The organism is Massilia sp. DWR3-1-1, from assembly GCF_049898325.1.
GTDB lineage: Bacteria > Pseudomonadota > Gammaproteobacteria > Burkholderiales > Burkholderiaceae_D > JAFCUW01.
Window position 1 is genome coordinate 63,330 of the sequence record NZ_JAFCXL010000012.1, and the last position, 20,857, is coordinate 84,186.

20 protein-coding genes are annotated in these 20,857 nt (G+C 66.6%); 7 read left to right on the forward strand and 13 right to left on the reverse strand.

Annotated features, from left to right (window positions below; genetic code table 11):
• Nucleotides 1–23 precede the first annotated feature (23 nt).
• From ACP7EY_RS14265 to ACP7EY_RS14290, 6 genes are all read right to left on the reverse strand, one after another.
• Nucleotides 24–1,817 carry a DUF885 domain-containing protein gene (locus ACP7EY_RS14265; RefSeq protein WP_426194636.1) on the reverse strand — a complete coding sequence of 598 codons (1,794 nt, stop codon included), beginning with the start codon at nt 1,815–1,817 and terminating at the stop codon, nt 24–26.
• 64 nt (nt 1,818–1,881) lie between these two features.
• Nucleotides 1,882–2,718 carry a peptide chain release factor N(5)-glutamine methyltransferase gene (gene prmC, locus ACP7EY_RS14270; RefSeq protein ID WP_426194638.1) on the reverse strand — a complete coding sequence of 279 codons (837 nt, stop codon included), beginning with the start codon at nt 2,716–2,718 and terminating at the stop codon, nt 1,882–1,884.
• The gene (locus ACP7EY_RS14275; protein WP_426194640.1) at nt 2,715–3,185 is read right to left on the reverse strand and encodes a disulfide bond formation protein B; all 471 of its coding nucleotides are present in this window, start codon (nt 3,183–3,185) and stop codon (nt 2,715–2,717) included. Before ACP7EY_RS14275 ends, prmC begins: the two co-directional genes overlap by 4 nt.
• Before the next feature lie 126 nt (nt 3,186–3,311).
• A complete protein-coding gene (gene prfA / locus ACP7EY_RS14280; RefSeq protein ID WP_426194642.1) occupies nt 3,312–4,388 on the reverse strand; it encodes a peptide chain release factor 1 in 1,077 nt (358 codons plus the stop codon).
• A gap of 97 nt (nt 4,389–4,485) precedes the next feature.
• Nucleotides 4,486–5,760, reverse strand: a complete 1,275-nt coding sequence (hemA, locus tag ACP7EY_RS14285) for a glutamyl-tRNA reductase (protein WP_426194831.1) — start codon at nt 5,758–5,760, stop codon at nt 4,486–4,488.
• A gap of 86 nt (nt 5,761–5,846) precedes the next feature.
• Nucleotides 5,847–6,536, reverse strand: a complete 690-nt coding sequence (locus ACP7EY_RS14290) for a response regulator transcription factor (RefSeq protein ID WP_426194644.1) — start codon at nt 6,534–6,536, stop codon at nt 5,847–5,849.
• A gap of 240 nt (nt 6,537–6,776) precedes the next feature.
• Between ACP7EY_RS14290 and ACP7EY_RS14295 the strand changes: the two genes are divergently transcribed.
• Nucleotides 6,777–7,298 carry a hypothetical protein gene (locus tag ACP7EY_RS14295; protein ID WP_426194646.1) on the forward strand — a complete coding sequence of 174 codons (522 nt, stop codon included), beginning with the start codon at nt 6,777–6,779 and terminating at the stop codon, nt 7,296–7,298.
• A 72-nt stretch (nt 7,299–7,370) separates the two neighbouring features.
• Here the strand turns inward: ACP7EY_RS14295 and minE are convergent, their stop codons facing one another.
• Genes minE through minC form a run of 3 tightly spaced genes read right to left on the reverse strand, consistent with a single transcriptional unit; the run spans nt 7,371 to nt 9,239 of the window.
• Nucleotides 7,371–7,622, reverse strand: a complete 252-nt coding sequence (gene minE / locus ACP7EY_RS14300) for a cell division topological specificity factor MinE (protein ID WP_426194648.1) — start codon at nt 7,620–7,622, stop codon at nt 7,371–7,373.
• A 1-nt stretch (nt 7,623) separates the two neighbouring features.
• On the reverse strand, nt 7,624–8,439 hold the full coding sequence (gene minD / locus ACP7EY_RS14305; RefSeq protein WP_426194650.1) for a septum site-determining protein MinD: 816 nt from the start codon (nt 8,437–8,439) through the stop codon (nt 7,624–7,626).
• 23 nt (nt 8,440–8,462) lie between these two features.
• On the reverse strand, nt 8,463–9,239 hold the full coding sequence (minC, locus tag ACP7EY_RS14310; RefSeq protein WP_426194652.1) for a septum site-determining protein MinC: 777 nt from the start codon (nt 9,237–9,239) through the stop codon (nt 8,463–8,465).
• Between the two features lie 440 nt (nt 9,240–9,679).
• Here minC and ACP7EY_RS14315 point away from each other — a divergent pair, with 440 nt between their 5' ends.
• The 5 genes from ACP7EY_RS14315 to ACP7EY_RS14335 all read left to right on the forward strand — a co-directional run bounded on the left by ACP7EY_RS14315 (nt 9,680) and on the right by ACP7EY_RS14335 (nt 13,978).
• Entirely contained in the window at nt 9,680–10,858 is a 1,179-nt protein-coding gene (locus ACP7EY_RS14315) for an acetyl-CoA C-acetyltransferase (protein ID WP_426194653.1), read from the forward strand.
• An 89-nt stretch (nt 10,859–10,947) separates the two neighbouring features.
• Nucleotides 10,948–11,688, forward strand: a complete 741-nt coding sequence (gene phbB / locus ACP7EY_RS14320) for an acetoacetyl-CoA reductase (protein WP_426194654.1) — start codon at nt 10,948–10,950, stop codon at nt 11,686–11,688.
• A 255-nt stretch (nt 11,689–11,943) separates the two neighbouring features.
• The gene (gene pip / locus ACP7EY_RS14325; protein ID WP_426194656.1) at nt 11,944–12,900 is read left to right on the forward strand and encodes a prolyl aminopeptidase; all 957 of its coding nucleotides are present in this window, start codon (nt 11,944–11,946) and stop codon (nt 12,898–12,900) included.
• A 129-nt stretch (nt 12,901–13,029) separates the two neighbouring features.
• Entirely contained in the window at nt 13,030–13,476 is a 447-nt protein-coding gene (locus ACP7EY_RS14330) for a DUF2721 domain-containing protein (protein WP_426194658.1), read from the forward strand.
• Nucleotides 13,477–13,522: 46 nt separating this feature from the next.
• Nucleotides 13,523–13,978 (forward strand): hypothetical protein, encoded by a 456-nt coding sequence (locus tag ACP7EY_RS14335; RefSeq protein WP_426194660.1) that lies wholly within the window; start codon nt 13,523–13,525, stop codon nt 13,976–13,978.
• 12 nt (nt 13,979–13,990) lie between these two features.
• Here the strand turns inward: ACP7EY_RS14335 and ACP7EY_RS14340 are convergent, their stop codons facing one another.
• Nucleotides 13,991–14,554 carry an SRPBCC family protein gene (locus ACP7EY_RS14340; RefSeq protein ID WP_426194662.1) on the reverse strand — a complete coding sequence of 188 codons (564 nt, stop codon included), beginning with the start codon at nt 14,552–14,554 and terminating at the stop codon, nt 13,991–13,993.
• A 133-nt stretch (nt 14,555–14,687) separates the two neighbouring features.
• Between ACP7EY_RS14340 and ACP7EY_RS14345 the strand changes: the two genes are divergently transcribed.
• A complete protein-coding gene (locus tag ACP7EY_RS14345) occupies nt 14,688–16,712 on the forward strand; it encodes an FAD-dependent oxidoreductase (protein WP_426194664.1) in 2,025 nt (674 codons plus the stop codon).
• A gap of 37 nt (nt 16,713–16,749) precedes the next feature.
• Here ACP7EY_RS14345 and ACP7EY_RS14350 read toward each other — a convergent pair whose 3' ends face one another.
• From ACP7EY_RS14350 to ACP7EY_RS14360, 3 genes are all read right to left on the reverse strand, one after another.
• Entirely contained in the window at nt 16,750–17,877 is a 1,128-nt protein-coding gene (locus ACP7EY_RS14350) for a beta-ketoacyl-ACP synthase III (protein WP_426194666.1), read from the reverse strand.
• A gap of 119 nt (nt 17,878–17,996) precedes the next feature.
• Nucleotides 17,997–19,436, reverse strand: a complete 1,440-nt coding sequence (locus ACP7EY_RS14355) for a S41 family peptidase (RefSeq protein ID WP_426194667.1) — start codon at nt 19,434–19,436, stop codon at nt 17,997–17,999.
• 117 nt (nt 19,437–19,553) lie between these two features.
• Nucleotides 19,554–20,732: a glycosyltransferase family 4 protein gene (locus ACP7EY_RS14360; RefSeq protein ID WP_426194669.1), complete on the reverse strand. Its 1,179-nt coding sequence runs from the start codon at nt 20,730–20,732 to the stop codon at nt 19,554–19,556.
• Nucleotides 20,733–20,857 lie beyond the last annotated feature (125 nt).

The following is a 20,857-nucleotide window of genomic DNA, read 5'->3' on the forward strand; positions in this document are numbered from 1 at the left end:
GGCATGGCGGACAAAAGCCGCTGTTACTGCGGCGCCGGCGCCTTCGGCGGCGCGGCCGGCGCGGCCCCCGCGCGCAGCGCGCGCTCGAGCTGCTGCTCCAGCAGCGCCAGCGGCAGCGCGCCATTGTCGAGCACGATGGCGTGAAAACGGCGGATGTCGAAGCGCTCGCCCAGTCTGGCCTGGGCCCGCTCGCGCAGGGCCTTCAAGCGCAACTGCCCCAGTTTATACGCGAGCGCCTGGCCCGGGGCGGCGATGTAACGGTCGACCTCGATTTCGTTGTCGGCGCCGTTGTTGGCGGTGTTGGCATTGAGGTAGTCGATCGCTTGCTGGCGGCTCCAGCCCATCGCGTGGATGCCGCTGTCGGCCACCAGCCGCGCCGAGCGCAGCAAGTCGGAATTGAGGTGGCCGAAGGCGGAAAACGGGTCGGCGAAAAAGCCCATCTCCGCCCCCAGGCTTTCCGCATACAGGGCCCAGCCTTCGCCGTACGGCGCGTTCCAGCCATAGCGGCGAAATGCCGGCAGATCGCGCAGTTCGCGCGCGCGCGCCACCTGCAGATGGTGGCCCGGCACGCCTTCGTGCAGCACCAGGGTGTCGGTCTCCCACAGGGGGCGGCTGGCCAGCCGGCTGGTGTTGACGACGATGGCGGCGGCGCGGCCGTCGCTGGCCGCTTCATAGTAGGCCGCGCCCTGCTCGTCGGCGCCGTCCAGGATCTGGCGCACCGCCAGCGCTTCGGCCGGCACCTGCTCGAACAGCCGCGCGGCGGCCGCGCTGGCGCGCGCGAGCTGGCGGCGGTAGCGCCGCAGCAGCTTGTCGGGGTCGCTGGCGAACAGGCGCGGATCGCTGTTGGCGAAGCTGGCAAATTGGGCGAAGCTGCCCTTGAAACCGGTGCGGGCGATCGCCGGCGTCATGGCGGCGCGAATGCGCGCCACCTCGCGCAGCCCCAGCGCGTGCACGGCCGCCGGCGCCAGCTCGGTGCTTTCGGCGAGCAGGAACTGGTAGTACTCGGTACCGGCCGGCACGCCCATGATGCCAATGGTCTCGCGCGATGCCGGCAGCGCTTCCACGCGCACGTAGTCTTCCAGCTTTTGCAGGGCCGGGATGACCTGCTTGCGCAGCAGCGCCGGCCCGGCCGCCGCCAGTTCCTCGCGCACCGCTTTTGGAATGGTCGCGGGGATCTCGCGAAACGGCCGCTCGAGCTCGCCGCCGGCGACGCTCTCGCGCAACTGGCGCAGCAGGGCCGGCACCTGGCGCAGCGCCGCTTTCGGCGCGCTCCAGCCCAGCTTCTGCCCTTCGCGCATCTGCTCGATCAGGCCGTCGACGTGGGCCGGCACGGCCGCCAGCCGCGCCAGCAGGGCGCGGTAGTCGCTGTCGCTGGCCAGCGGCATCTGCGCCAGCAGGCGCGGCAAGGTCAGGTGCAGGCCGTCCTGGTTCGTCAGCGGCGCGTAGCGGTAAGGATAAAAGGTGGCGGCCCGGACGCGCCGGTCCTTCTGGTCGATGAACACCTCGAGCGAGAGGCGGTTGGCGTCGCTGAGCTTGCCGGCGTCGATCTGGCGCGCCTGCTCGAGCGCGCGCTTGTCGTGCTCGCCCGCGGCCAGGCTGGCCGCCAGCGAGGTGTCCGACAGTTCGCCGTTAAAGCGCGTCTCGCCCAGCGCCGTGGCCAGCTCGGGCTGGGTTTGCAGCCGCCACTGCCAGTCGGTGGCGAACAGGGCGAGCGCCTGCTGGTCGGCAGATTCGACCGCTGGCGCCGGCGTGGCCGTGGTGGCGCCGACCAGGCCATAGGCGGCCGCCAGCAAACACAGGGTGAACAATCGACGCATGCAGACACTCCGGACGGGGGAGCGCTATCGTAGCAAAAATGACCAGACCGGCGCGCCAGTCAGATCAGCTGGCAGCCGCTGCCGGCGCGATGGCGCCGGACACCCGCTCGATGCCGGCCAGATCGCGCCATGACTGCACTTGCCGGTAGCCGTGCTCCGTCAGCAGCGCGCGCACCGCCTCGGCCTGGTCGTAGCCGTGTTCGAGCAGCAGCGCGCCGCCCGGCGCCAGGTGCGCCTGCGCGCCGCCGATGATGGCGAGAAGGACGGACAGGCCGTCGGCGTGGTCGGTGAGGGCGTCGACCGGTTCGAAGCGCAAGTCGCCCTGCGCCAGGTGCTGGTCGGCGCTGGCGATGTAGGGCGGGTTGGCGGCGATCAGGTCGAAGCGCGCGGCGCCCAGGGCGGCGTACCAGTCGCTGTGCAGGAAGCGCACGGTCACGCCGTGGGTGGCGGCGTTCTGGCGCGCCACCGCCAGCGCCGCCGTGCTGGCGTCGAGCGCGCTGACGACGGCGTCGGGGCGGCTGTGCGCCACCGCCACGGCGATGGCGCCGCTGCCGGTGCCCATGTCGAGCATGGCGCCGTTGGCGGGCAACTGCGCCAGCGCCAGTTCGACCAGCAGTTCGGTGTCGGGACGGGGAATCAGCACGGCGCTGTTGACGGCGAAATCGAGGCCGTAAAATTCGCGCTTGCCGACGATGTAGGCGATCGGCTCGCCCGCCAGCCGGCGCGCCACCAGCGCCTCGATGGCCTCGGCCTGGGCCTGGCTCACCGCGCGCTCGGACCCGGTGATCAGGCCGACCCGCGTCAGGCCCAGCGCGTGGCCCAGCAGGATGCGGTTTTCCAGCGGCGCCAGCGGCAACGCGGCCTGGATCGCCGCCACCGTCATGCGGGCGGCCAGCGTCATCGCTGGCGCCGCGCCAGCAGGGCGATCAGGGCGCCCGCCAGCAGCACGAACCAGATGGCCGACCACTGGGGAATGGACAGCCCCAGCAGGGTGTCGCGCGCGTCCTCGCACAGGCCGTCGGCCTTGAACAGCCACGGCAGCATGGTGGCGCTGGGGATTTTGTTGAGCACCGTCTCTATCGGATCGATGCCGCACGACAGGCCCGGGTGGGCCAGCACCCACAGGTGCTTGCCCACCACGCCCAGCCCGCCCAGCGCGCCGATCAGGCCCAGGCCGGCGCCGATGCGCGGCTTGCCGCCGAAGGCGCCGACCATGCAGCACAGGGCGATCGCCAGGAACAGGTAGCGCTGGATCACGCACAGGGGGCAGGGCAGCAAGCCCTCGACGTGCTGCAGGTAGAGGGCGATGGCGACAAGGACGACGCAGACGAAGGCGATGGCGTTGAGCAGGCTGCGGGTGCGGATCATGGGGTCAGAGTAGGTAAGCAAGCGGATAAAAGATCGATGCCGCGCGGGCGGGCCAACGGCAATTTTCGCACAAAGCGGGGGCGCCGGCAGCGCCGCCGCCTGGCCCGGCGCCGATTTAAGCCACGCTTAATCCCCCAGCGCGGCCAGCAGTTCGGCCTGGTGCTCGGCGGCCAGCGCATTGGTCAGTTCCGTCAGCTCGCCGTCCATGATGAAATCGAGTTTGTACAAGGTCAGATTGATGCGGTGATCGGTCATCCGCCCCTGGGGGAAATTGTAGGTGCGAATGCGCTCGCTGCGGTCGCCCGAGCCGATCAGGCTCTTGCGGGTGGCCGCTTCCTTCGACTGCTGCGCGCGCAACTGCGCGTCCTTGATGCGCGCGGCCAGCACTTTCATGGCCTGCGCCTTGTTCTTGTGCTGCGAGCGGTCGTCCTGGCATTCGACGACGATGCCGGTGGGCAGGTGGGTCAGGCGCACCGCCGAATCGGTCTTGTTGATGTGCTGCCCGCCGGCGCCGGAGGCGCGGTAGGTGTCGATGCGCAGGTCGGCCGGGTTGATGTCGACGTCCTCGACTTCGTCCGCTTCCGGCATCACCGCCACCGTGCAGGCCGAGGTGTGGATGCGGCCCTGCGTCTCGGTGGCGGGCACCCGCTGCACGCGGTGGCCGCCCGACTCGAACTTGAGCTTGGAATAGGCGCCGTTGCCCACCACGCGCACGATCACTTCGCGGTAGCCGCCCAGGTCCGAGGCCGACTCGGAGACCATCTCGACCTGCCAGCGGTTGCGCTCGGCGAAGCGGCTGTACATGCGCAGCAGGTCGCCGGCGAACAGGGCCGATTCGTCGCCGCCCGTGCCGGCGCGGATCTCGAGAAAAATGTTGCGCTCGTCGTTGACGTCTTTTGGCAGCAGCATTTTTTGCAGGTCGATTTCCAGCGCCGCCAGGCGCGCCTTGGCGCCTTCGATTTCTTCCTGGGCGAACTCCTTCATTTCCGGGTCGCCCAGCATCTGCTGGGCCTCCGCCATGTCCGCGCTGGCTTGTTGAAACTGCCCGTACAGGGCCACCAGCGGGCCGATTTCGGCATGCTCGCGGCTCATTTTTCGGTAATTGTCCATGTTCGACGTGGCCGTTTCATGGCCCAGCAGTTCGTCCAGTTCGACAAGGCGATTGGCCAGTTGGTCCAGCTTGGCCAGCATCGATGGTTTCATAGGGTGCTCAGGTAGGGGAGTAATGACAGGAGTGAAGGCGCCGGGACGGCGCGCGACGGCAAACGGGCGGGCGTGAAGTACTGAGGGCCGGCGGCCGCTAACGGCGGCCGCGGAACAGCTGCGGCAGCAGCAGCGCCAGGCGGGCGCGCTCGTCGCCCTGGGCACGGTGCAGCGCCTGCTGCGGACCGTGCAGGAATTTCGCCGTCAACCCTTTCGACAGCGCCTCGAGCACCGCTTCGACGTCGTCGCCGCGCGCGAGCATTTTACGGGCCCGCTCGAGCTCGAGCAGGCGCATCGCCTCGCTCGACTCGTGCAGGTCCTGGATGACGGGCACCACGGCGCGGTCGCCCACCCAGTGCATGAACGACTGCACCCGCGTTTCGATGATCGCCTCTGCCTCGGCGACGGCCGCCTGGCGGTGTTCGATGCCGGTCTGCACCACCTGGCCCAGATCGTCGACGGTGTACAGGAACACGTCGTCGAGCCGGCCCACTTCCGCTTCGATATCGCGCGGCACGGCCAGGTCGACCATGAACATGGGCTTGTGGCGGCGCGCCTTGATGGCCCGTTCGACCAGGCCCAGGCCAATGAGCGGCAGCGACGAGGCGGTGCAGGAGATGACGATGTCGAAGCTGGCCAGTTGCTCGGGCAGGGCGGCCAGGGTGATGGCGCGCCCGCCGAAGCGCTGCGCGAGCAGTTCGCCCCGTTCGAGCGTGCGGTTGGCCACGGTGATCGATTTGGGCTGCTGGGCGCCGAAGTGGGTGGCGCACAGCTCGATCATTTCGCCGGCGCCGATGAACAGCACGTTCTGGTCGGACAATTTGTCGAAGATGCGCTGCGACAGGCGCACGGCGGCCGCGGCCATCGACACGCTGTGGGCGCCGATGGCGGTGGTGCTGCGCACTTCCTTGGCCACCGAAAACGAGCGCTGGAACATTTGATGCAGATAAGTGCCCAGCCCGCCCGCTTCGTCGGCCATGCGCACCGCGTCTTTCATCTGGCCGAGGATCTGCGGCTCGCCCAGCACCATCGAATCGAGCCCCGAAGCGACCCGGAAGGCGTGGCGCACGGCGGCGTCCTGCGGCAGCATGTACAGGTGCGGGCGCAGTTCGGCAACGTTGAGCTTGTGGTAATCGGCGAGGAAGTGGGCGCTCGCGTCGAGCCCGTTGGGGGCACGGCTGGCGGCGTACATTTCAGTGCGGTTGCAGGTCGACAGGATGGCCGCCTCGTCGGCGCCATGCTGGTCGATGCGGGCGAACCAGCCGCGCGCCGCCTGCACCGCCTGACCGAGCTGGTCCGGCGCCAGCGCCAGCTGTTCGCGCAGCGAGACCGGGGCGGTGGTGTGGTTGAGGCCGACGGCGAGCAGTTGCATGGAGTGGGAGGCGACAGGGGAAGGTCCCATTATAGCGCGCCGCCCCTGGTCAAGCATGAAGCGGGGGCGGCGTCGTCAGGGAACTCCTAGGCGCCCATCTTCTCCAGGCGGTAGCCGTAGCTGTACACGGGCACCAGGCGAAAGCCGTTCTCAGGACGCAACCTGAGCTTGTTGCGCACGCGCGACACGTGGGTGTCCATGGTGCGCGACGGCACGGCGGCGTCGCGGATCCACACCGCTTCGTGGATGAAGGCGCGCGACAGGGGGCGGCCGATGTTGCGGAAAAACAGCAGCGCCAGCGAAAACTCCTTGTGGGTGACGTCGATCACGTTGCCGTCAATGAGCAGGCGGCCCGGGCGCGTTTCGAACACGTACGGACCGAACTGCAAGTGTTCGGCGCCGTTCTGCGAGGGATAGGCGCGCCGCAGCAGCGCTTGCACGCGGGCGAGCAGCTCGCCGCGTCGCAAAGGCTTGATCATGTAGTCGTCGGCACCGGCGCCGATACCGTCGACAATGTCATCTTCGGCGGAATTGTTGGTTACAAACATCATCGGCGTTTTGGCCGGCAATTTCTCTTTCGCACGGCGCAGCACTTCGCTGCCGGGCAAGTCGGTAACGTTCCAGTCGAGTATCAACATATCGGTGCCATCTTTCTTCAGGCCGCCAAGTAACTCTCTGGCGCTGTCGAACGACTGGCAAGAGTGACCGGCGCCAGTAAGAACCTGGCAAATCAGATCCGCTTGGGCGGGATCGCTATCGAGGACTGCTATGCGCATAGTGGGGTATAAAGCACAGTAAAAAACTGTAGGTAAGTTCCTACGATAAGTAATCTATGGTTAAGCGGAATATAACAGACATTTACAATTTGAGTATAAATTTAAGTTTCTGTAATGAACGGCTCTGTACTTTCCCTGGCGTGCTGGCCATCTGCGCGTTTAAAGGTACACTTTGGGAACCTGGTTTTCAACAGATGGTTTCGTTAGCTAGATAATTACTAAAAAACAAGGACGCGGGCGATGAACGAGGTGCAAGTGAGCGACTGGACCTTAATTCCTGGTAACGAAATGGCGATGTCCGCGGTGCGTGAGCGCTGCCGGCAACTGGTGCGCAAGCGCGCCACCATGGCCGCCGGTTTCTCCGCCGTGCCGATCCCCGGCCTGGACCTGGTGTCCGATATTTCACTATTCACCAAGCTCATCGATGAAGTCAACAGTGAGTTCGGCCTGACCGAAAAGCAGATCCTGCGCCTGCAGCCGAAGTACCGCCTGCTGGCCTACGAGGCGGCGGTGGGGGTTGGCGGCATGATGGTGGGACGGTTGGTGACGCGCGACCTGCTGCTGCGCCTGTTCAAGAAGGTGGGGGTGCGGCTGGCCAGCAAGACGGCCGCCAAGCTGGTGCCGGTGGCGGGGTCGATCGTCTCGGCGGCGATCGGCTTCGCCGTGTTTCGCAAGCTGGGCTACCAGCACGTGGAAGCGTGCGCCAGGGTGGCGCAGCAGCTCAATCAGGCCCGCACCGTCAATCAGGCCAGCACCGTTTAAGGCGGCACTGGCAGCGCCCGGCGCGGCCCCGCCAGGGTAGCCCGGCGGCGACGGCGCGCCCGGGCCGCCCGTTCAGGCGTCCGGCAGCACCACGTTTACTTCGAGCACTTCCAGGTTGCCCTGGCGGTCGAGCGAGAGCTTGATGTCGTCGGCGTTGACCTTGGTGTACTTCGAAATGACTTCGATCAGCTCGCGGTGCAGGGCGGGCAAGAAATCAGGACCGGCGCGGCTGGTGCGTTCGCGCGCGATGATGATCTGCAGCCGTTCCTTGGCTTCGCTGGCGCTTTTCGCTTTCGGCGGGAACAGGAAGGAAAGCAGTGCCATGTCACTTTCCTCCGAAGATACGCTGCAGGAAACCCGGTTTTTCGTAGCTGGTAAAGCGCAGCGGCAGGTCGGCGCCCAGGAAGCGCGACACCACGTCCTCGTACGCTTCGGCCACATCGGTGCCCTTGAAATGAATCGCCGGGTTGCCCTGGTTGGACGCGTGCAGCACCGATTCGGACTCCGGAATGATGCCGATCAGGGGAATGCGCAGGATTTCCTGCACGTCCTGGTAGGACAGCATCTCGTCGTTTTCCACCCGCTTGGGCGAATAGCGGGTAATGAGCAAGTGCTCCTTGACGGGCTCGGCGCCGCTCTGGGCGCGCCGCGACTTGGCCTGGATGATGCCGAGGATGCGGTCCGAATCGCGCACGGACGACACTTCCGGGTTCGTCACGATGATCGCTTCGTCGGCGAACGTGAGCGCCATCAGGGCGCCGTGCTCGATGCCGGCGGGCGAATCGCAGACGATGTATTCGAAGCCCATGTTGATCATGTCGTGCAGCACGCGCTCGACGCCTTCTTCCGTGAGGGCATCCTTGTCGCGCGTTTGCGAGGCCGGCAAGATAAACAGGTTGTCGGAATGCTTGTCCTTGATCAGCGCCTGGTTCAGGGTCGCTTCGCCGTTGACGACGTTGATCAGGTCATACACGACGCGCCGTTCGCAACCCATGATCAGGTCGAGATTGCGCAGGCCGACGTCGAAGTCGATGACGGCGGTCTTGTGGCCGCGGGCGGCCAGGCCGGTGGAGAAGCTGGCGCTGGAGGTGGTCTTGCCGACCCCGCCCTTGCCGGAAGTCACAACAATAATTCGTGCCACGGATAATTCCTTTTCAATAGGGGTCAGTTGCGGGCGGCCAGGCCGAGCGACAGGATGTCGATGCGGTCGCCCACCAGGCGGATCTGGGCGGGCTGGCGCGCCAGCTCGGGCGGGAAGCCGTCGTCGAACGTACGGTACACGCCGGCGATCGACACCAGTTCCGGTGTCAGCGACAGCGCAAAAATGCGGGCGTCGGCGTTGCCCGAGGCACCGGCCAGCGCACGTCCGTGCAGCTGGGCATAAATATGGATGCTGCCGTCGGCGATCACTTCGGCGCCGTTGTTGACGGCGGCGGTGATGATCAGGTCGCAGCCGCGCGCATAAATGCGCTGGCCGGCGCGCACCGGGGTGTCGATGATCATGGTGCCCATCACGGGCGCGGGCGCCGGTGCCGGCGCCGGTGCTGCCACCGGGGCCAGCGGCGCCGCCGGCAGTGGCGCGGGCGCGCCGACGCCGTGCTCGGCCGGGGCGCGCGCGCCGCTGCTGCCGTCGTCGAGCGACAGGCCGTGCGCCTTGATGGCGTCGGCCATGGCGGCGCTGGCGCCGCGCACGGCGACCGCGTTCAGGCGGTATTTCTTGAGCAACTCGACCAGCGCGCGCCAGTCGATCGGCGGGGCCGTCGCGGCAATGGCGCTGACATCGATGACGGCGAACTCGTCATCGAAAAAATCGGCCACCCCGCCCGTCATTTGTTTCAACGCGGCGTCGATGGCCAGCGGGTCGGCCGAATGCAGGATGGTCGAGATGGCGACCACCGTGGAAATCTTGATTTCAATAGGCAGGGACGGGCTTTTTGGCATAAACGCTTTACGAGGGCAGGGGGGTGCCCGTTTACTGAAGGCACGTGCATTCTACTGTGAAAATTGCGGAAAGGGGAGCTTCCGCAGACACGTGCCAAGGGGCAATATCCCCGGGGGCGGGGGCGATCGTTTGACACAGATCAGTAAAAGGGGCAATAGGGGGATTGGCGGATTGATTTCAGAATAATTGCTGATAAGATTGACATCGATCAAATGTGACGTAATTGCTGGCGCCGGCGCGGAATATTTCACCTCGCTGGCGGTCCAATTAGTCTGGCCCAGCGGCCATGCGGGGGGCATCAAATGGCCTGATGGCGCTCTGCCCCCGTGCGCGCTGGTGTACATTGCAGTAAACCGGTCTTGCCCGCCATGTGGGGGGTGTGGACGCTTGAGCTGTTCATCACAATCGCTGGCCCAGCCAGCACCTTCGGAGATCCACCATGGAAGAAGTTGTCATCGTCGCCGCCGGCCGCACCGCAGTCGGTAAATTTGGCGGCGCGCTCGCCAAGATCGCGGCCGTCGATCTGGGCGCCCACGTCATCCGCCAGTTGCTGGCGCAAACGGGCATCGACGCGGCCGCCGTCAGTGAAGTCATCATGGGCCAGGTCCTCACCGCCGGCGCCGGCCAGAATCCGGCCCGCCAGGCGGCCATCAAGGCCGGCCTGCCCAACATGGTGCCGGCCATGACGATCAACAAGGTGTGCGGCAGCGGCATCAAGGCCACCCACCTGGCCGCCCAGGCCATCCTGTGCGGCGACGCCGACATCGTCATCGCCGGCGGCCAGGAAAACATGAGCGCCTCGCCGCACGTGCTGCCCAATTCGCGCGATGGTTTTCGCATGGGCGACACCAAGCTGGTCGACACCATGATCGTCGATGGCCTGTGGGACGCCTTCAACCAGTACCACATGGGCGTGACGGCCGAAAACGTGGCCGCCAAGTACGACATCTCGCGGGCCCGCCAGGACCAGTTTGCGCTGGCCTCGCAGCAGAAGGCGGAAGCGGCGCAGCTGGCCGGCAAGTTCAAGGACGAAATCCTGCCCCTGGAGATTCCTTCCAAAAAAGGCGTCACCGTGTTCGACACGGACGAATACCCGAAGCACGGCAGCACCCTGGAAACGCTGGCGGCCCTGCGCCCCGCGTTCAACAAGGAAGGCACCGTCACCGCCGGCAACGCCTCGGGCCTGAACGACGGCGCCGCCGCCGTCATCATGATGAGCGCCTCCAAAGCCAAGGCGCTGGGCCTGACCCCGCTGGCGCGCATCAAGGCCTATTCGTCGTCGGGCATCGATCCGGCCATCATGGGCATGGGGCCCGTGTCGGCCACCCGCCTGTGCCTGCAAAAAGCGGGCTGGACCCACGAAGACGTCGACCTGATGGAAGTCAACGAAGCGTTTGCCGCCCAGGCCGTGGCCGTCAACCAGGAAATGGGCTGGGATACCAACAAGATCAACGTCAACGGCGGCGCCATCGCGCTGGGCCACCCCATCGGCGCCTCCGGCGCGCGCGTGCTGGTGACCTTGCTGCACGAAATGGTGCGCCGTGACGCCAAGCGGGGCCTGGCCAGCTTGTGCATCGGCGGCGGCATGGGCGTGGCGCTGGCGGTCGAACGTGATTAGTCGTTAGCGGCAGGGAAGGGCGGGGCAGCACAAGCACACGCGTTGGACAACACACGCGGGAATCTTTACAAAAATAAAGGAGCAGAGACATGTCAAGAGTTGCATTGGTAACGGGCGGTATGGGCGGGCTGGGCGAAGCGGTGTGCATCAAGCTGGCCGCGCTGGGCTACAAGGTGGTCACCACCTATTCACCCGGCAACACCAAAGTCGACAGCTGGTTGTCGCAAACGCGCGAGATGGGCTTCGATTTCAAGGCCTACGAGTGCGACGTCGCCGATTACGATTCGGCGGCGCGGGCCATCGCCCGCATCACGGACGAAGTGGGCCCCGTCGACGTGCTGGTCAACAATGCCGGCATCACCCGCGACATGACGTTCAAAAAAATGGACAAGCCGAACTGGGACCTGGTCATGCGCACCAACCTCGATTCCGTGTTCAACATGACCAAGCCCGTCTGCGACGGCATGGTCGAACGGGGCTGGGGCCGCATCATCAACATCTCCTCCGTCAACGGCCAGAAGGGCGCCTTTGGCCAGACCAACTATTCCGCCGCCAAGGCCGGCATCCACGGCTTTACCAAGGCGCTGGCGCTGGAAGTGGCGCGCAAGGGCGTCACCGTCAACACCATCTCGCCCGGCTACATCGGCACCAAGATGGTCACCGCCATCGACAAGGACGTGCTCGACACCAAGATCATCCCGCAAATTCCCATGGGCCGCCTGGGCAAACCGGAAGAAGTGGCGGGCCTGGTGGCTTACCTGTCATCGGACGAGGCCGCTTTCGTCACGGGCGCCAACATCGCCATCAACGGCGGACAGCACATGTCCTGAGGCCGCCGCTGGCGGGTGCTCGCAGGCGCCGCGCTAGCGGCCCTGCGCAAACAACGGGGGGCTGGCACGGCGTGCCGGCCCCCCGTTTTTTTGCGCCATCCCGGTTCCACCCTGACTGCCTCGTCAGTGGTTTGACGGTCGCGTCACGTCGCATGATGGGGAAACAGGGCTAGCCGTGCAGTACGCAGTCAATACCTGCTTTTGCGTGGCGGGGCGGTGCGCTACAATCCTTGCATTGCCACCGAAAGAGCGCCCATGCCCGCCAGTCCCACTTCGCTGTTCCCGCCCATTCTGCCCAACCGTCAAGGCATGCTTGAGGTCGGCGGCGGACACACGATTTACTGGGAAGAGGTGGGCAATCCCGACGGCGTGCCCGTCATTTTCCTGCACGGCGGCCCGGGCGCCGGCCTGTCTCCCCAGCACCGGCGCTTTTTCGACCCGCGCTACTACCGCATCATCCTGTTCGACCAGCGCGGCGCGGGCAAATCGACCCCGCTGGGCGAATGGCGCAACAACACCACCGCGCTGCTGATCGAGGACATCGAAACGCTGCGCGTCAAATTCGATGTCGCCCGCTGGCTGGTGTTCGGCGGCTCGTGGGGCTCGACGCTGGCGCTTGCCTATGGCCAGGCCCATCCCGAGCGCTGCCTGGGGTTTGTCCTGCGCGGCATTTTTCTGTGCACGGCCAGCGAAATCGAGTGGTTCCTGTATGGCATCGAAGCGTTCTATCCGGAGCTGTACGACGATTTCATCGCGCCCATTCCGCCCCACGAGCGGGGCGATCTGCTCAAGGCCTACACCAGCCGCATGCTCAGCGACGATCCGGCCCGCTACTGGCCGGCGGCGCGCGCCTGGAGCCGCTTCGAAGGGCGCCGCGTGTTCCTGCTGCCGCAAGCGGAGGAAGCCGCCTCCGACACGCTCGACCTGGGTGTCGGCCGCCTCGAGTCGCACTACATGGCCAACCTGGGATTCCTGCGCGAAGGCCAGTTGCTCAGCGAACTGCCGCGCATCGCCCACCTGCCGGCGATGATCGTGCAGGGCCGCTACGATGTCATTTGCCCGCCCGTTTCGGCCTACCGCCTGCACCAGGCCTGGCCCGGCTCGCAGCTGCGGATGATCGTCGATGGCGGCCACGGCGCGCTCGAAACGGGCATCGCCGCCGCGCTGGTCGACGCCACCGAGCGCTTCAAGCGCAAGGGGCGCTTTGACTGAACGGTGACGGCGCCGCCGTGGCATCTCTGTGCTGGCTGCTAGGTAGTAGCCCCAAGTTACCCGCGTCCGGCTGGCTGCTACACTGCCGGGCGAGCAATCAATTATTCAATACCAAGGGAGATCCCGGCCATGAACATCCAGATCGCCGACATCGGCCACGTGATCCAGCTGGCCATCGCCCCCGTGTTCCTGCTCACGGGGGTGGCCACCAAGCTGACCGTGCTGACGAACCGGCTGGCGCGCATCATCGACCGTTCGCGGGTGCTGGAAGACCGGCTGGAAATCGCCGCCGACGAGCGCTGGGTGTCCGAACTCGACATCCTGTACGGCCGCGCCCACCTGATCAACGCGGCCATCACCCTGTCGACCTGCTGCGGCCTGCTGATCTGCCTGGTAATCGCCATGCTGTTCCTGGGCGACACCACCAGCCTGCCGCTGGACCGCTATATCGCCGGCAGCTTCGTGCTGGCCATGGTGGGCCTGATCGGCAGCTTCGTCTTTCTGCTGCGCGAAATCTTTATCGCCTCCAAACACATGCGGCTGGCGCATAATGCGCGCCGCGCGCGCAAATATTAAGAGGCCGCGCAGCCGCAGTGTCTTCCCTCATTACCGGATTTTTGCCATGCACGATTATCAACGCCCACCCACCCTGCACCGTTACGCGCCCCGCGCCGAACTGAGCGCCGCCTTGCTCGAGGGCCAGTTCCGCCTGACGCCCGCCAACCAGGCCCTGGTGCTGTCGTTTTCCACCCGCTGGGACGACGTCCTGTTCGACCAGTACGCCGCTGACGGCGCCTGCCTGGTGATCCACAACACGGAACTATTCGGCGAACGGCTCCATCGCGCCGTGCAGAAAACCTTGCCCAGCTGGGCCGGCATCGATGGCGTCGTCGAATACGGCGCCCGTGCCGCCCTGGGCGCCTTGTTCACCAAGTCGCTGGCCGAAGCGCACGAACACGAATGGCAGTTCGCCTGGCGGCCCATGTCGCCGCAGGCGCGCATGAATGCGCTGACGGTCAAGATTGGCAATATCGAGAGCTTCGCCGAGATTCGCGAGCGGGGCAGCTACGCCGCCTGAGACGCGCTGGTCCTAGTCGGGGCGGTCCAGCCTGAGCAGGACTGCCGCCATCATCCTCGCAATATCCTGGCGCACCAGGCTTGCCCCCACCATGCCCGGCACATAGAACTTCGGTTCGATGGTGGCGTGGTAGACCAGCCGGGTGCCGCCGTCGGCGAGCGGCGTCAGCTCCCAGCTGCAGCGGTACACCTTCATGTCGCCGTCGACCAGGCTGACGTCGAGCCGGTTCGGCGCCTGCTCGTGCACCTGCACCACCAGGTGGATATCGCGGCTGAAAAACAGCAGGCGGGCGGCGCCGTGCTGTTCGATGGTCACCTTGTCGCCTTCGCGCGCGACCACCCTGGCGCTTTTCAGGTCGGGGACATACTCGGCCATGCGGTTGTAGTCGGTGAGGATGCGCCACACGGCCGCCGGCGTGGCCGCCACCGTGCCGCTCGAGGCGATCCGGTACAGCTTGCCCCCATCGGCACCGGCCACCCGCTCCACTGTCAGTTCCAGCGGCGCCGCGGCCAGCGCCGGCACCCCTGCCGACAAGGTGCAAGCGAGCAGCAGCAGGCGGAAAAAGGCGATTAACATTTGTCGAGCGTAACATGCACGCTGACATAGCCGTCGCGTGTGCCTGTATCGTGCGCCCCCTGCGGACGATTAGAGCCACCGGTCTAGCCAATCCGCGGTTAAATGCCGCTTGTCCGCCACTTGCGAAATTGCCATGACCAGCCCCTTTCCGCACCTGCTCGCCCCCCTCGACCTGGGATTTACCACCTTGCGCAACCGCGTCATCATGGGTTCCATGCACACGGGGCTGGAAGACCGGTTTTATCACTACGGCAAGCTGGCGGCGTTTTACCGCGAGCGCGCCCGCGGCGGGGTGGGCCTGATCGTCACCGGCGGCATCTCGCCCAATCGCGAAGGCTGGTTGCTGCCGTTTGGCGGCACCATGAATTTTGCGGGCGACGTCTTCAATCACCGCAAGGTCACCCGCGCCGTGCACGAGGAGGGCGGCAAGATCGTCATGCAGATCCTGCACGCGGGCCGCTATGGCTACCAGCCGCTGGTGGTGTCGGCGTCGACCAAAAAATCGCCCATTTCGCCGTTCAAGCCGCGCGCACTGAGTGGCCGCGGCATCGAGCGCACCATCGCCGCGTATGCCCGCTGCGCCGCGCTGGCGCAGGCGGCCGGCTACGACGGCGTCGAAGTGATGGGCAGCGAAGGCTATCTGCTCAACCAGTTCCTGTGCGCGCGCACCAACACCCGCACCGACGCCTGGGGCGGCGGCATCGAGGGGCGCATGCGCCTGGCGGTGGACATCGTCAAGCGCATCCGCGCCAGGGTGGGGCCGCAGTTCATCATCATGTACCGCCACTCGCTGCTCGACCTGGTCGAAGGGGGCAACACCTGGGATGAGGTGGTGGCGGTGGCCAGGGCGCTCGAGGCGGCCGGCGTGACCATCCTCAACAGCGGCTACGGCTGGCACGAGGCGCGCATTCCCACCATCGTCACCTCGGTGCCGCGCGCGGCGTTCGCCTCGCTGGCGGGGCGCCTGCGCCAGCAGGTGGGCATTCCCGTGGTGGCGTCGAACCGCATCAACATGCCGCACGACGCCGAGGCCCTGCTCGCCGGCGGCGACTGCGACCTGGTGTCGATGGCGCGGCCGTTCCTGGCCGACGCCGATTTCGTCAACAAGGCCGCCGCCGGCCGCGCCGACGAGATCAATACCTGCATCGGCTGCAACCAGGCCTGCCTCGATCACACCTTCGCCAACCAGCGCGCCTCGTGCCTGGTCAACCCGCGCGCCTGCCATGAGACGGAACTGGTGTACGCCAAGGCGAAGCAGGCGAAGAAAGTGGCGGTGGTGGGAGCCGGTCCGGCCGGCCTGTCGGCCGCCACCGTCGCCGCCGAATGCGGCCACGACGTCACCCTGTTCGACAGCGCCGCCAGCATCGGCGGCCAGTTCAAGATCGCCATGCAGATTCCCGGCAAGGAGGAGTTCGCCGAGACGCTGCGCTATTTTGGCCGCAAGATCGCCACCACCGGCGTCAAGCTGGTGCTGGGGCGGCGCGTCACGGCGGCCGAGCTGCAGGGGTTCGACCACGTCATCGTCGCCACCGGCATCCAGGTACGCATGCCCGCCATTGCCGGCATCGACCATCCGAAAGTGCTGTCCTACCTCGACGTGCTCGAGCGCCACGCGCCGGTGGGCGACAAGGTCGCCATCATCGGCGCCGGCGGCATCGGCTTCGACGTCGGCGAGTACCTGCTGCACGACGAGGACGCGGTGCTGCCGATGCCGCTCGAAGCGTGGACGCGCGAGTGGGGCGTCGATCTGTCGGTGAGCAGTCCGGGCGGCTTGACGACGCCGCTGCCCGTCACCCCGCGCCGCAAGCTGTGGCTGCTGCAGCGCAAGACCACGCGGCCCGGCGCGGGCCTGGGCAAAACCAGCGGCTGGGTGCACCGCGCCACCTTGCTGCGCGGCGGCGTCACCATGCTGGCGGGGGTGCAGTACGATCGGATCGATGACGCCGGCCTGCACATCACCGTGGGCGGCCAGGCGCAGCTGCTCGACGTCGACAACGTGATCATCTGCGCGGGGCAGGACAGCCTGGCCGAACTGATGCCGCCCGAAGGAACCAGGGGCGGGCCGACGTTTCATAAAATCGGCGGCGCCGCGCTGGCGGCCGAACTCGATGCCAAGCGGGCCATCCGCGAAGGGGCGGAACTGGCCGCGCGCCTGTAGCGGCAAGCGGCCTGGCGGGCGCCAGGCGCGGTCTGACTTACGCTGCCAGCTTGCGCACCACCACGCAGCCGATCGAGTAGCCGGCGCCGAACGAGCAGATCACGCCCAGCGCGCCCACCGGCAGGTCGTCCTGGTGTTTGTGAAACGCGATGATCGAGCCGGCCGACGAGGTGTTGGCGTAGGTGTCGAGAATGACGGGCGCTTCGTCGGGGGCGGCGTCGCGGCCCAGCAGCAGGCGCGTGATCAGCAGGTTCATGTTCAGGTTGGCCTGGTGCAGCCAGTAACGCTTGACGTCGGCCAGCTCGACACCGGCGGCGGCGACGGTGGCACGGATGGTGTCGGCGGCCATCGGGCAGACTTCCTTGAACACCTTGCGGCCCTGCTGTCTAAACAGTTTATCTGGTTTGCCCACGCCGCTTTCGTCGAAGCGGTTCATGAAGCCGAAGTTGTTGCGGATGTTGTTCGAGAAGGCGGTCTTGAGCTTCGACTCGACAATTTCGAACTGGTGCGCGGACACGGCCGTGTCGGCCGCTTCGATGACCAGCGCCGTGCAGGCGTCGCCGAAAATGAAGTGGCTGTCGCGGTCACGGAAATTCAGGTGACCGCTGGTGATTTCCGGGTTGAGCACCAGCACCGCGCGCGCCTGGCCCGTCTGCACCGCCGCCATCGCCGTCTGGATGCCGAAGGTGGCGGAGGAGCAGGCGACGTTCATGTCAAAGCCGAAGCCGTCGATGCCCAGGGCCGCTTGCACCTCGACCGCCATGGCGGGATAGGCGCGCTGCAGATTGCTGCAGGCGACGAGCACCATGTCGATGTCGGCGGCGCTGCGGCCGGCGCGCGCAAGGGCGTCGCGGGCGGCGGCGACGCACATTTCCGCTTGCAGTGACAGTTCGTCGTCGCCCCGTTCGGCGATGCGCGCCGTCATGTGGGCCGGATCGAGAATGCCCTCTTTTTCCATCACGAAGCGCGACTTGATGCCGGACGCCTTTTCGATGAAGGCCGCGCTCGAGCCTTCGATCGCCGGCACCTCGCCGGCGGCAATGGCGGCGGCATGGTCGGCGTTGAATTGTTCCGCATACGCGTTAAAGGCAATGACCAGTTCTTCGTTCGAGATGGAGTTCGGCGGGGTGAACAGGCCGGTGCCGCTGATGACAACTTGTTTCATGCTGGTGCTTTCTGGTGGCTGCGCTGCGGACAGCTGGACCGACCGCGTGTGGGGGGAAAAGGTGTCTGCATTTTACACACGGGCGCGCCCGCCGGGCAATCGGGCAACAGCGCTCGCCCTCAGCGTGCGCCGGCGCCCGCTTTTGCCGCCAGCGCGGGGGCGGCCTTGCCCGCCAGCCGCACCGGCAAACCTTTCAAATGATTGAGCGCCTGGCGCAGCTGGAAATCGTCGGCGCTGCCGTAATCGAGCCCCTTGCGGCCGGCCATGGCCTCGGCCACCATGTCTTCTTCGAGCTCGTCGCGCACGGTCTGCGCAGCTGCGCCGCCGTCGGGCGCGCTGGCGTTGCTCAGGTGCTTGAGCAGGTCCGCTTCGCGCGTGCGCAAGGCGTTGATGCCGTCGCCGTCGGCAGTTTCGTCGACCGCCAGGTCCGGCACGATGCCGCGCGCCTGGATCGAGCGGCCGTCCGGCGTGTAGTAGCGCGCCGTGGTGAGCTTGACGGCGGTGTCGCCGTGCAGGGGCCGGATGGTTTGCACCGAGCCCTTGCCGAAAGTCTGGCTGCCCATGATGGTGGCGCGATGGTGGTCTTGCAGGGCGCCGGCGACGATTTCGGACGCCGACGCCGAGCCCGTATTGACCAGCACCACCAGCGGCAGCTGCTTGAGCGATGCCGGCAGGCCCGCCAGCGAGTCGCCGCTGGCGCTGAGCATGTAATGGTCGGGCCGCCCGCGCAACTGCTGGTGCGACTCAGCCAGCTGGCCGCGCGTGCTCACCACCAGCGCGTCGCGCGGCAGGAAGGCGGCGGCGACGCCGACCGCGCTTTGCAGCACGCCGCCCGGATCGTTGCGCAGGTCCAGCACCAGGCCCTTCATGGCCGGGCTCTGCTTGTACAGGGCATGTATGTGCGCCACCAGGTCGTCCACGGTGGGCTCCTGGAACTGCGCCACCCGCAGCCAGCCGTAGCCCGGTTCGATCATGCGCGCGCTCACGCTGTGCTGGACGATTTCGGCGCGGATGACGGTCAGCACCAGCGGCGCGCGCGCGCCCTCGCGCACGATCGTCAGGGCGACCCGCGTGCCCGGCTCGCCGCGCATGCGGTTGATCGCTTCGTCGATGCCGATGGCCGCCACGGCGACGCTGTCGATGTGGGTGATCAGATCGCCCGCCTTGACCCCGGCGCGCCAGGCCGGCGCGTCTTCGATGGGGCTGACGATGCGCAGCTTGCCGTCGTCGCTGGGGCTAATTTCGATGCCCAGGCCGACAAAGCGGCCCTCGGTGCCTTCGCGCAGTTCGCGAAATGCGGCCTTGTCGAGGTAGGCCGAGTGGGGATCGAGCGCATTGACCATGCCGCTGATGGCGTCAGTGAGCAGCTTCTTGTCGTCGACGGCATCGACGTAATCGTGCTTGATGACGCCGTAGACGGCGGCCAGCTGGCGCAGCTCGTCGATGGGCATGGCCGGTTCCACCGTCTTTTGCGCCAGCGCCGACAGTTGCATCATGAACAGCACGCCGGCGATCAGGCCGAGGGCAATCAGGGTCGCTTGCTTGAAGGGGGAACGCATGGACGGGCAATTCGCAAGAGTGGGCGCGCGCTGGCGCCAGCGCTCAAGTATAAAAGCAAACGCCGGCAGGCGTCGAACGCGTGCCGGACCCCAAGCGGGCCGGAGCGGGCGCGCCGCTCAGCGGCGGCGCCCGTTGAGCACCCGCTCGAACAGCGCCAGTTGGCCGCGCGTGGTGTCGTCCCAGCTGAACCCTTCGGCGTAGCGGCGCGTGTCGGCATGGGCCGGGTAGGCCGCGCGCAGGGCCGTCACGGCCTCGGCAATGCCGGCCGCCGTGCGCTCCTTCATCAGCACGCCAGCGGCGGGCGCGCCCACCACTTCCGGCGTGCCCCATACATTGCTGGCCACCACCGGCGTGCCGCAGGCCATCGATTCGAGCAGCACATTGGCCCAGCCTTCGCGGCTCGACGCGAGCAGCATGACGTCGGCGGCGTTGTAGTAGGTTTTCAATTCGGTCTGTGCAATCGGTCCCAGCAGCCGCACCCGCTCGGCCACGCCCAGTGCCACCGCCAGTGCCTGCAGGCGCTCCCGCTCGGGGCCGCTGCCGGCGATCCACAGGGCCGCGTCGGGCAGCAGGGTCAGGGCGCGAATGCCCAGGTCGTGGCTCTTGCGCGGGTCCAGCACACCCACCGAGATCATGGTGAAACCGTGCATGCCCAGCGCGCTGCGGGCGGCGGCGCGGTCGGCCGGGGCAAAGCGTTCGAGGTCGACGCCGTTGCGCAGCGGCGTCACGCGCGCGCCATCGACGCCCAGGCTGACCATTTCATCCTTGAGCGCCTGGCAGACGGTGATGATGGCGTCGCTCTCGCGCGCCGCCCACAGGATCTGGCGGCGCGCGATGGGGTACTGGGGAATCAGGTTGATGTCGGTGCCGCGCGAAGTGATGACGACGGGCTTGTTAAAGTATTTGCCCAGCATGACGGCGGCCACGCCGTCCGGGTAAAAATAATGGGCATCGATCAGGTCGAAGTCGTAGCCTTCGTCGAGGATGCGGCCCACCGTCTTTTTGACCCCCTGCATCATCAGCGCCGGCGCCACATTCATGCCGATCTTCGGCAGCAGGGCATAGCGGGGGTGGGCCACGTCGATGCCGTGCCGCACTTCCTGCGCGGGGATGGCGGCAAATTTGGCGTAGCTGCCGAAGCGTGGGTTGCTTGAAGGAAACCACGGGACCGGCGCCACCACGCGCGACTGCACCTTGCCGCTGGCGAGCAGATAGCGCAGGCGGGTTTCAACGAAGATGCCGTGGGCGGGCGTGACCGTGTTAGGAAACAGCGTACTAAAGGTGAGTAACTTCATTCAGTCCTAAAAAACAAGATGCCACGGCAGGTGGGCAGGGGAAGCGGGAAGTTGCAAAAATATAAGTATAATTGTAGCGGAACCATGAGTGTCGCCACTGTTTGTGTTGCTGCATAACAACTTTA

Coding starts and splice junctions, on each gene's coding strand:
- ACP7EY_RS14360 (WP_426194669.1), bottom strand. CDS start 20,732: ATGAAGTTACTCACCTTTAGTACGCTGTTTCCTAACACGGTCACGCCC.
- ACP7EY_RS14275 (WP_426194640.1), bottom strand. CDS start 3,185: ATGATCCGCACCCGCAGCCTGCTCAACGCCATCGCCTTCGTCTGCGTC.
- ACP7EY_RS14340 (WP_426194662.1), bottom strand. CDS start 14,554: ATGTTAATCGCCTTTTTCCGCCTGCTGCTGCTCGCTTGCACCTTGTCG.
- phbB (WP_426194654.1), top strand. CDS start 10,948: ATGTCAAGAGTTGCATTGGTAACGGGCGGTATGGGCGGGCTGGGCGAA.
- ACP7EY_RS14330 (WP_426194658.1), top strand. CDS start 13,030: ATGAACATCCAGATCGCCGACATCGGCCACGTGATCCAGCTGGCCATC.
- ACP7EY_RS14345 (WP_426194664.1), top strand. CDS start 14,688: ATGACCAGCCCCTTTCCGCACCTGCTCGCCCCCCTCGACCTGGGATTT.
- pip (WP_426194656.1), top strand. CDS start 11,944: ATGCCCGCCAGTCCCACTTCGCTGTTCCCGCCCATTCTGCCCAACCGT.
- prmC (WP_426194638.1), bottom strand. CDS start 2,718: ATGACGCTGGCCGCCCGCATGACGGTGGCGGCGATCCAGGCCGCGTTG.
- prfA (WP_426194642.1), bottom strand. CDS start 4,388: ATGAAACCATCGATGCTGGCCAAGCTGGACCAACTGGCCAATCGCCTT.
- minE (WP_426194648.1), bottom strand. CDS start 7,622: ATGGCACTGCTTTCCTTCCTGTTCCCGCCGAAAGCGAAAAGCGCCAGC.
- minC (WP_426194652.1), bottom strand. CDS start 9,239: ATGCCAAAAAGCCCGTCCCTGCCTATTGAAATCAAGATTTCCACGGTG.
- ACP7EY_RS14350 (WP_426194666.1), bottom strand. CDS start 17,877: ATGAAACAAGTTGTCATCAGCGGCACCGGCCTGTTCACCCCGCCGAAC.
- ACP7EY_RS14265 (WP_426194636.1), bottom strand. CDS start 1,817: ATGCGTCGATTGTTCACCCTGTGTTTGCTGGCGGCCGCCTATGGCCTG.
- ACP7EY_RS14315 (WP_426194653.1), top strand. CDS start 9,680: ATGGAAGAAGTTGTCATCGTCGCCGCCGGCCGCACCGCAGTCGGTAAA.
- hemA (WP_426194831.1), bottom strand. CDS start 5,760: ATGCAACTGCTCGCCGTCGGCCTCAACCACACCACCGCCCCGGTCTCG.
- ACP7EY_RS14355 (WP_426194667.1), bottom strand. CDS start 19,436: ATGCGTTCCCCCTTCAAGCAAGCGACCCTGATTGCCCTCGGCCTGATC.
- ACP7EY_RS14295 (WP_426194646.1), top strand. CDS start 6,777: ATGAACGAGGTGCAAGTGAGCGACTGGACCTTAATTCCTGGTAACGAA.
- ACP7EY_RS14290 (WP_426194644.1), bottom strand. CDS start 6,536: ATGCGCATAGCAGTCCTCGATAGCGATCCCGCCCAAGCGGATCTGATT.
- ACP7EY_RS14335 (WP_426194660.1), top strand. CDS start 13,523: ATGCACGATTATCAACGCCCACCCACCCTGCACCGTTACGCGCCCCGC.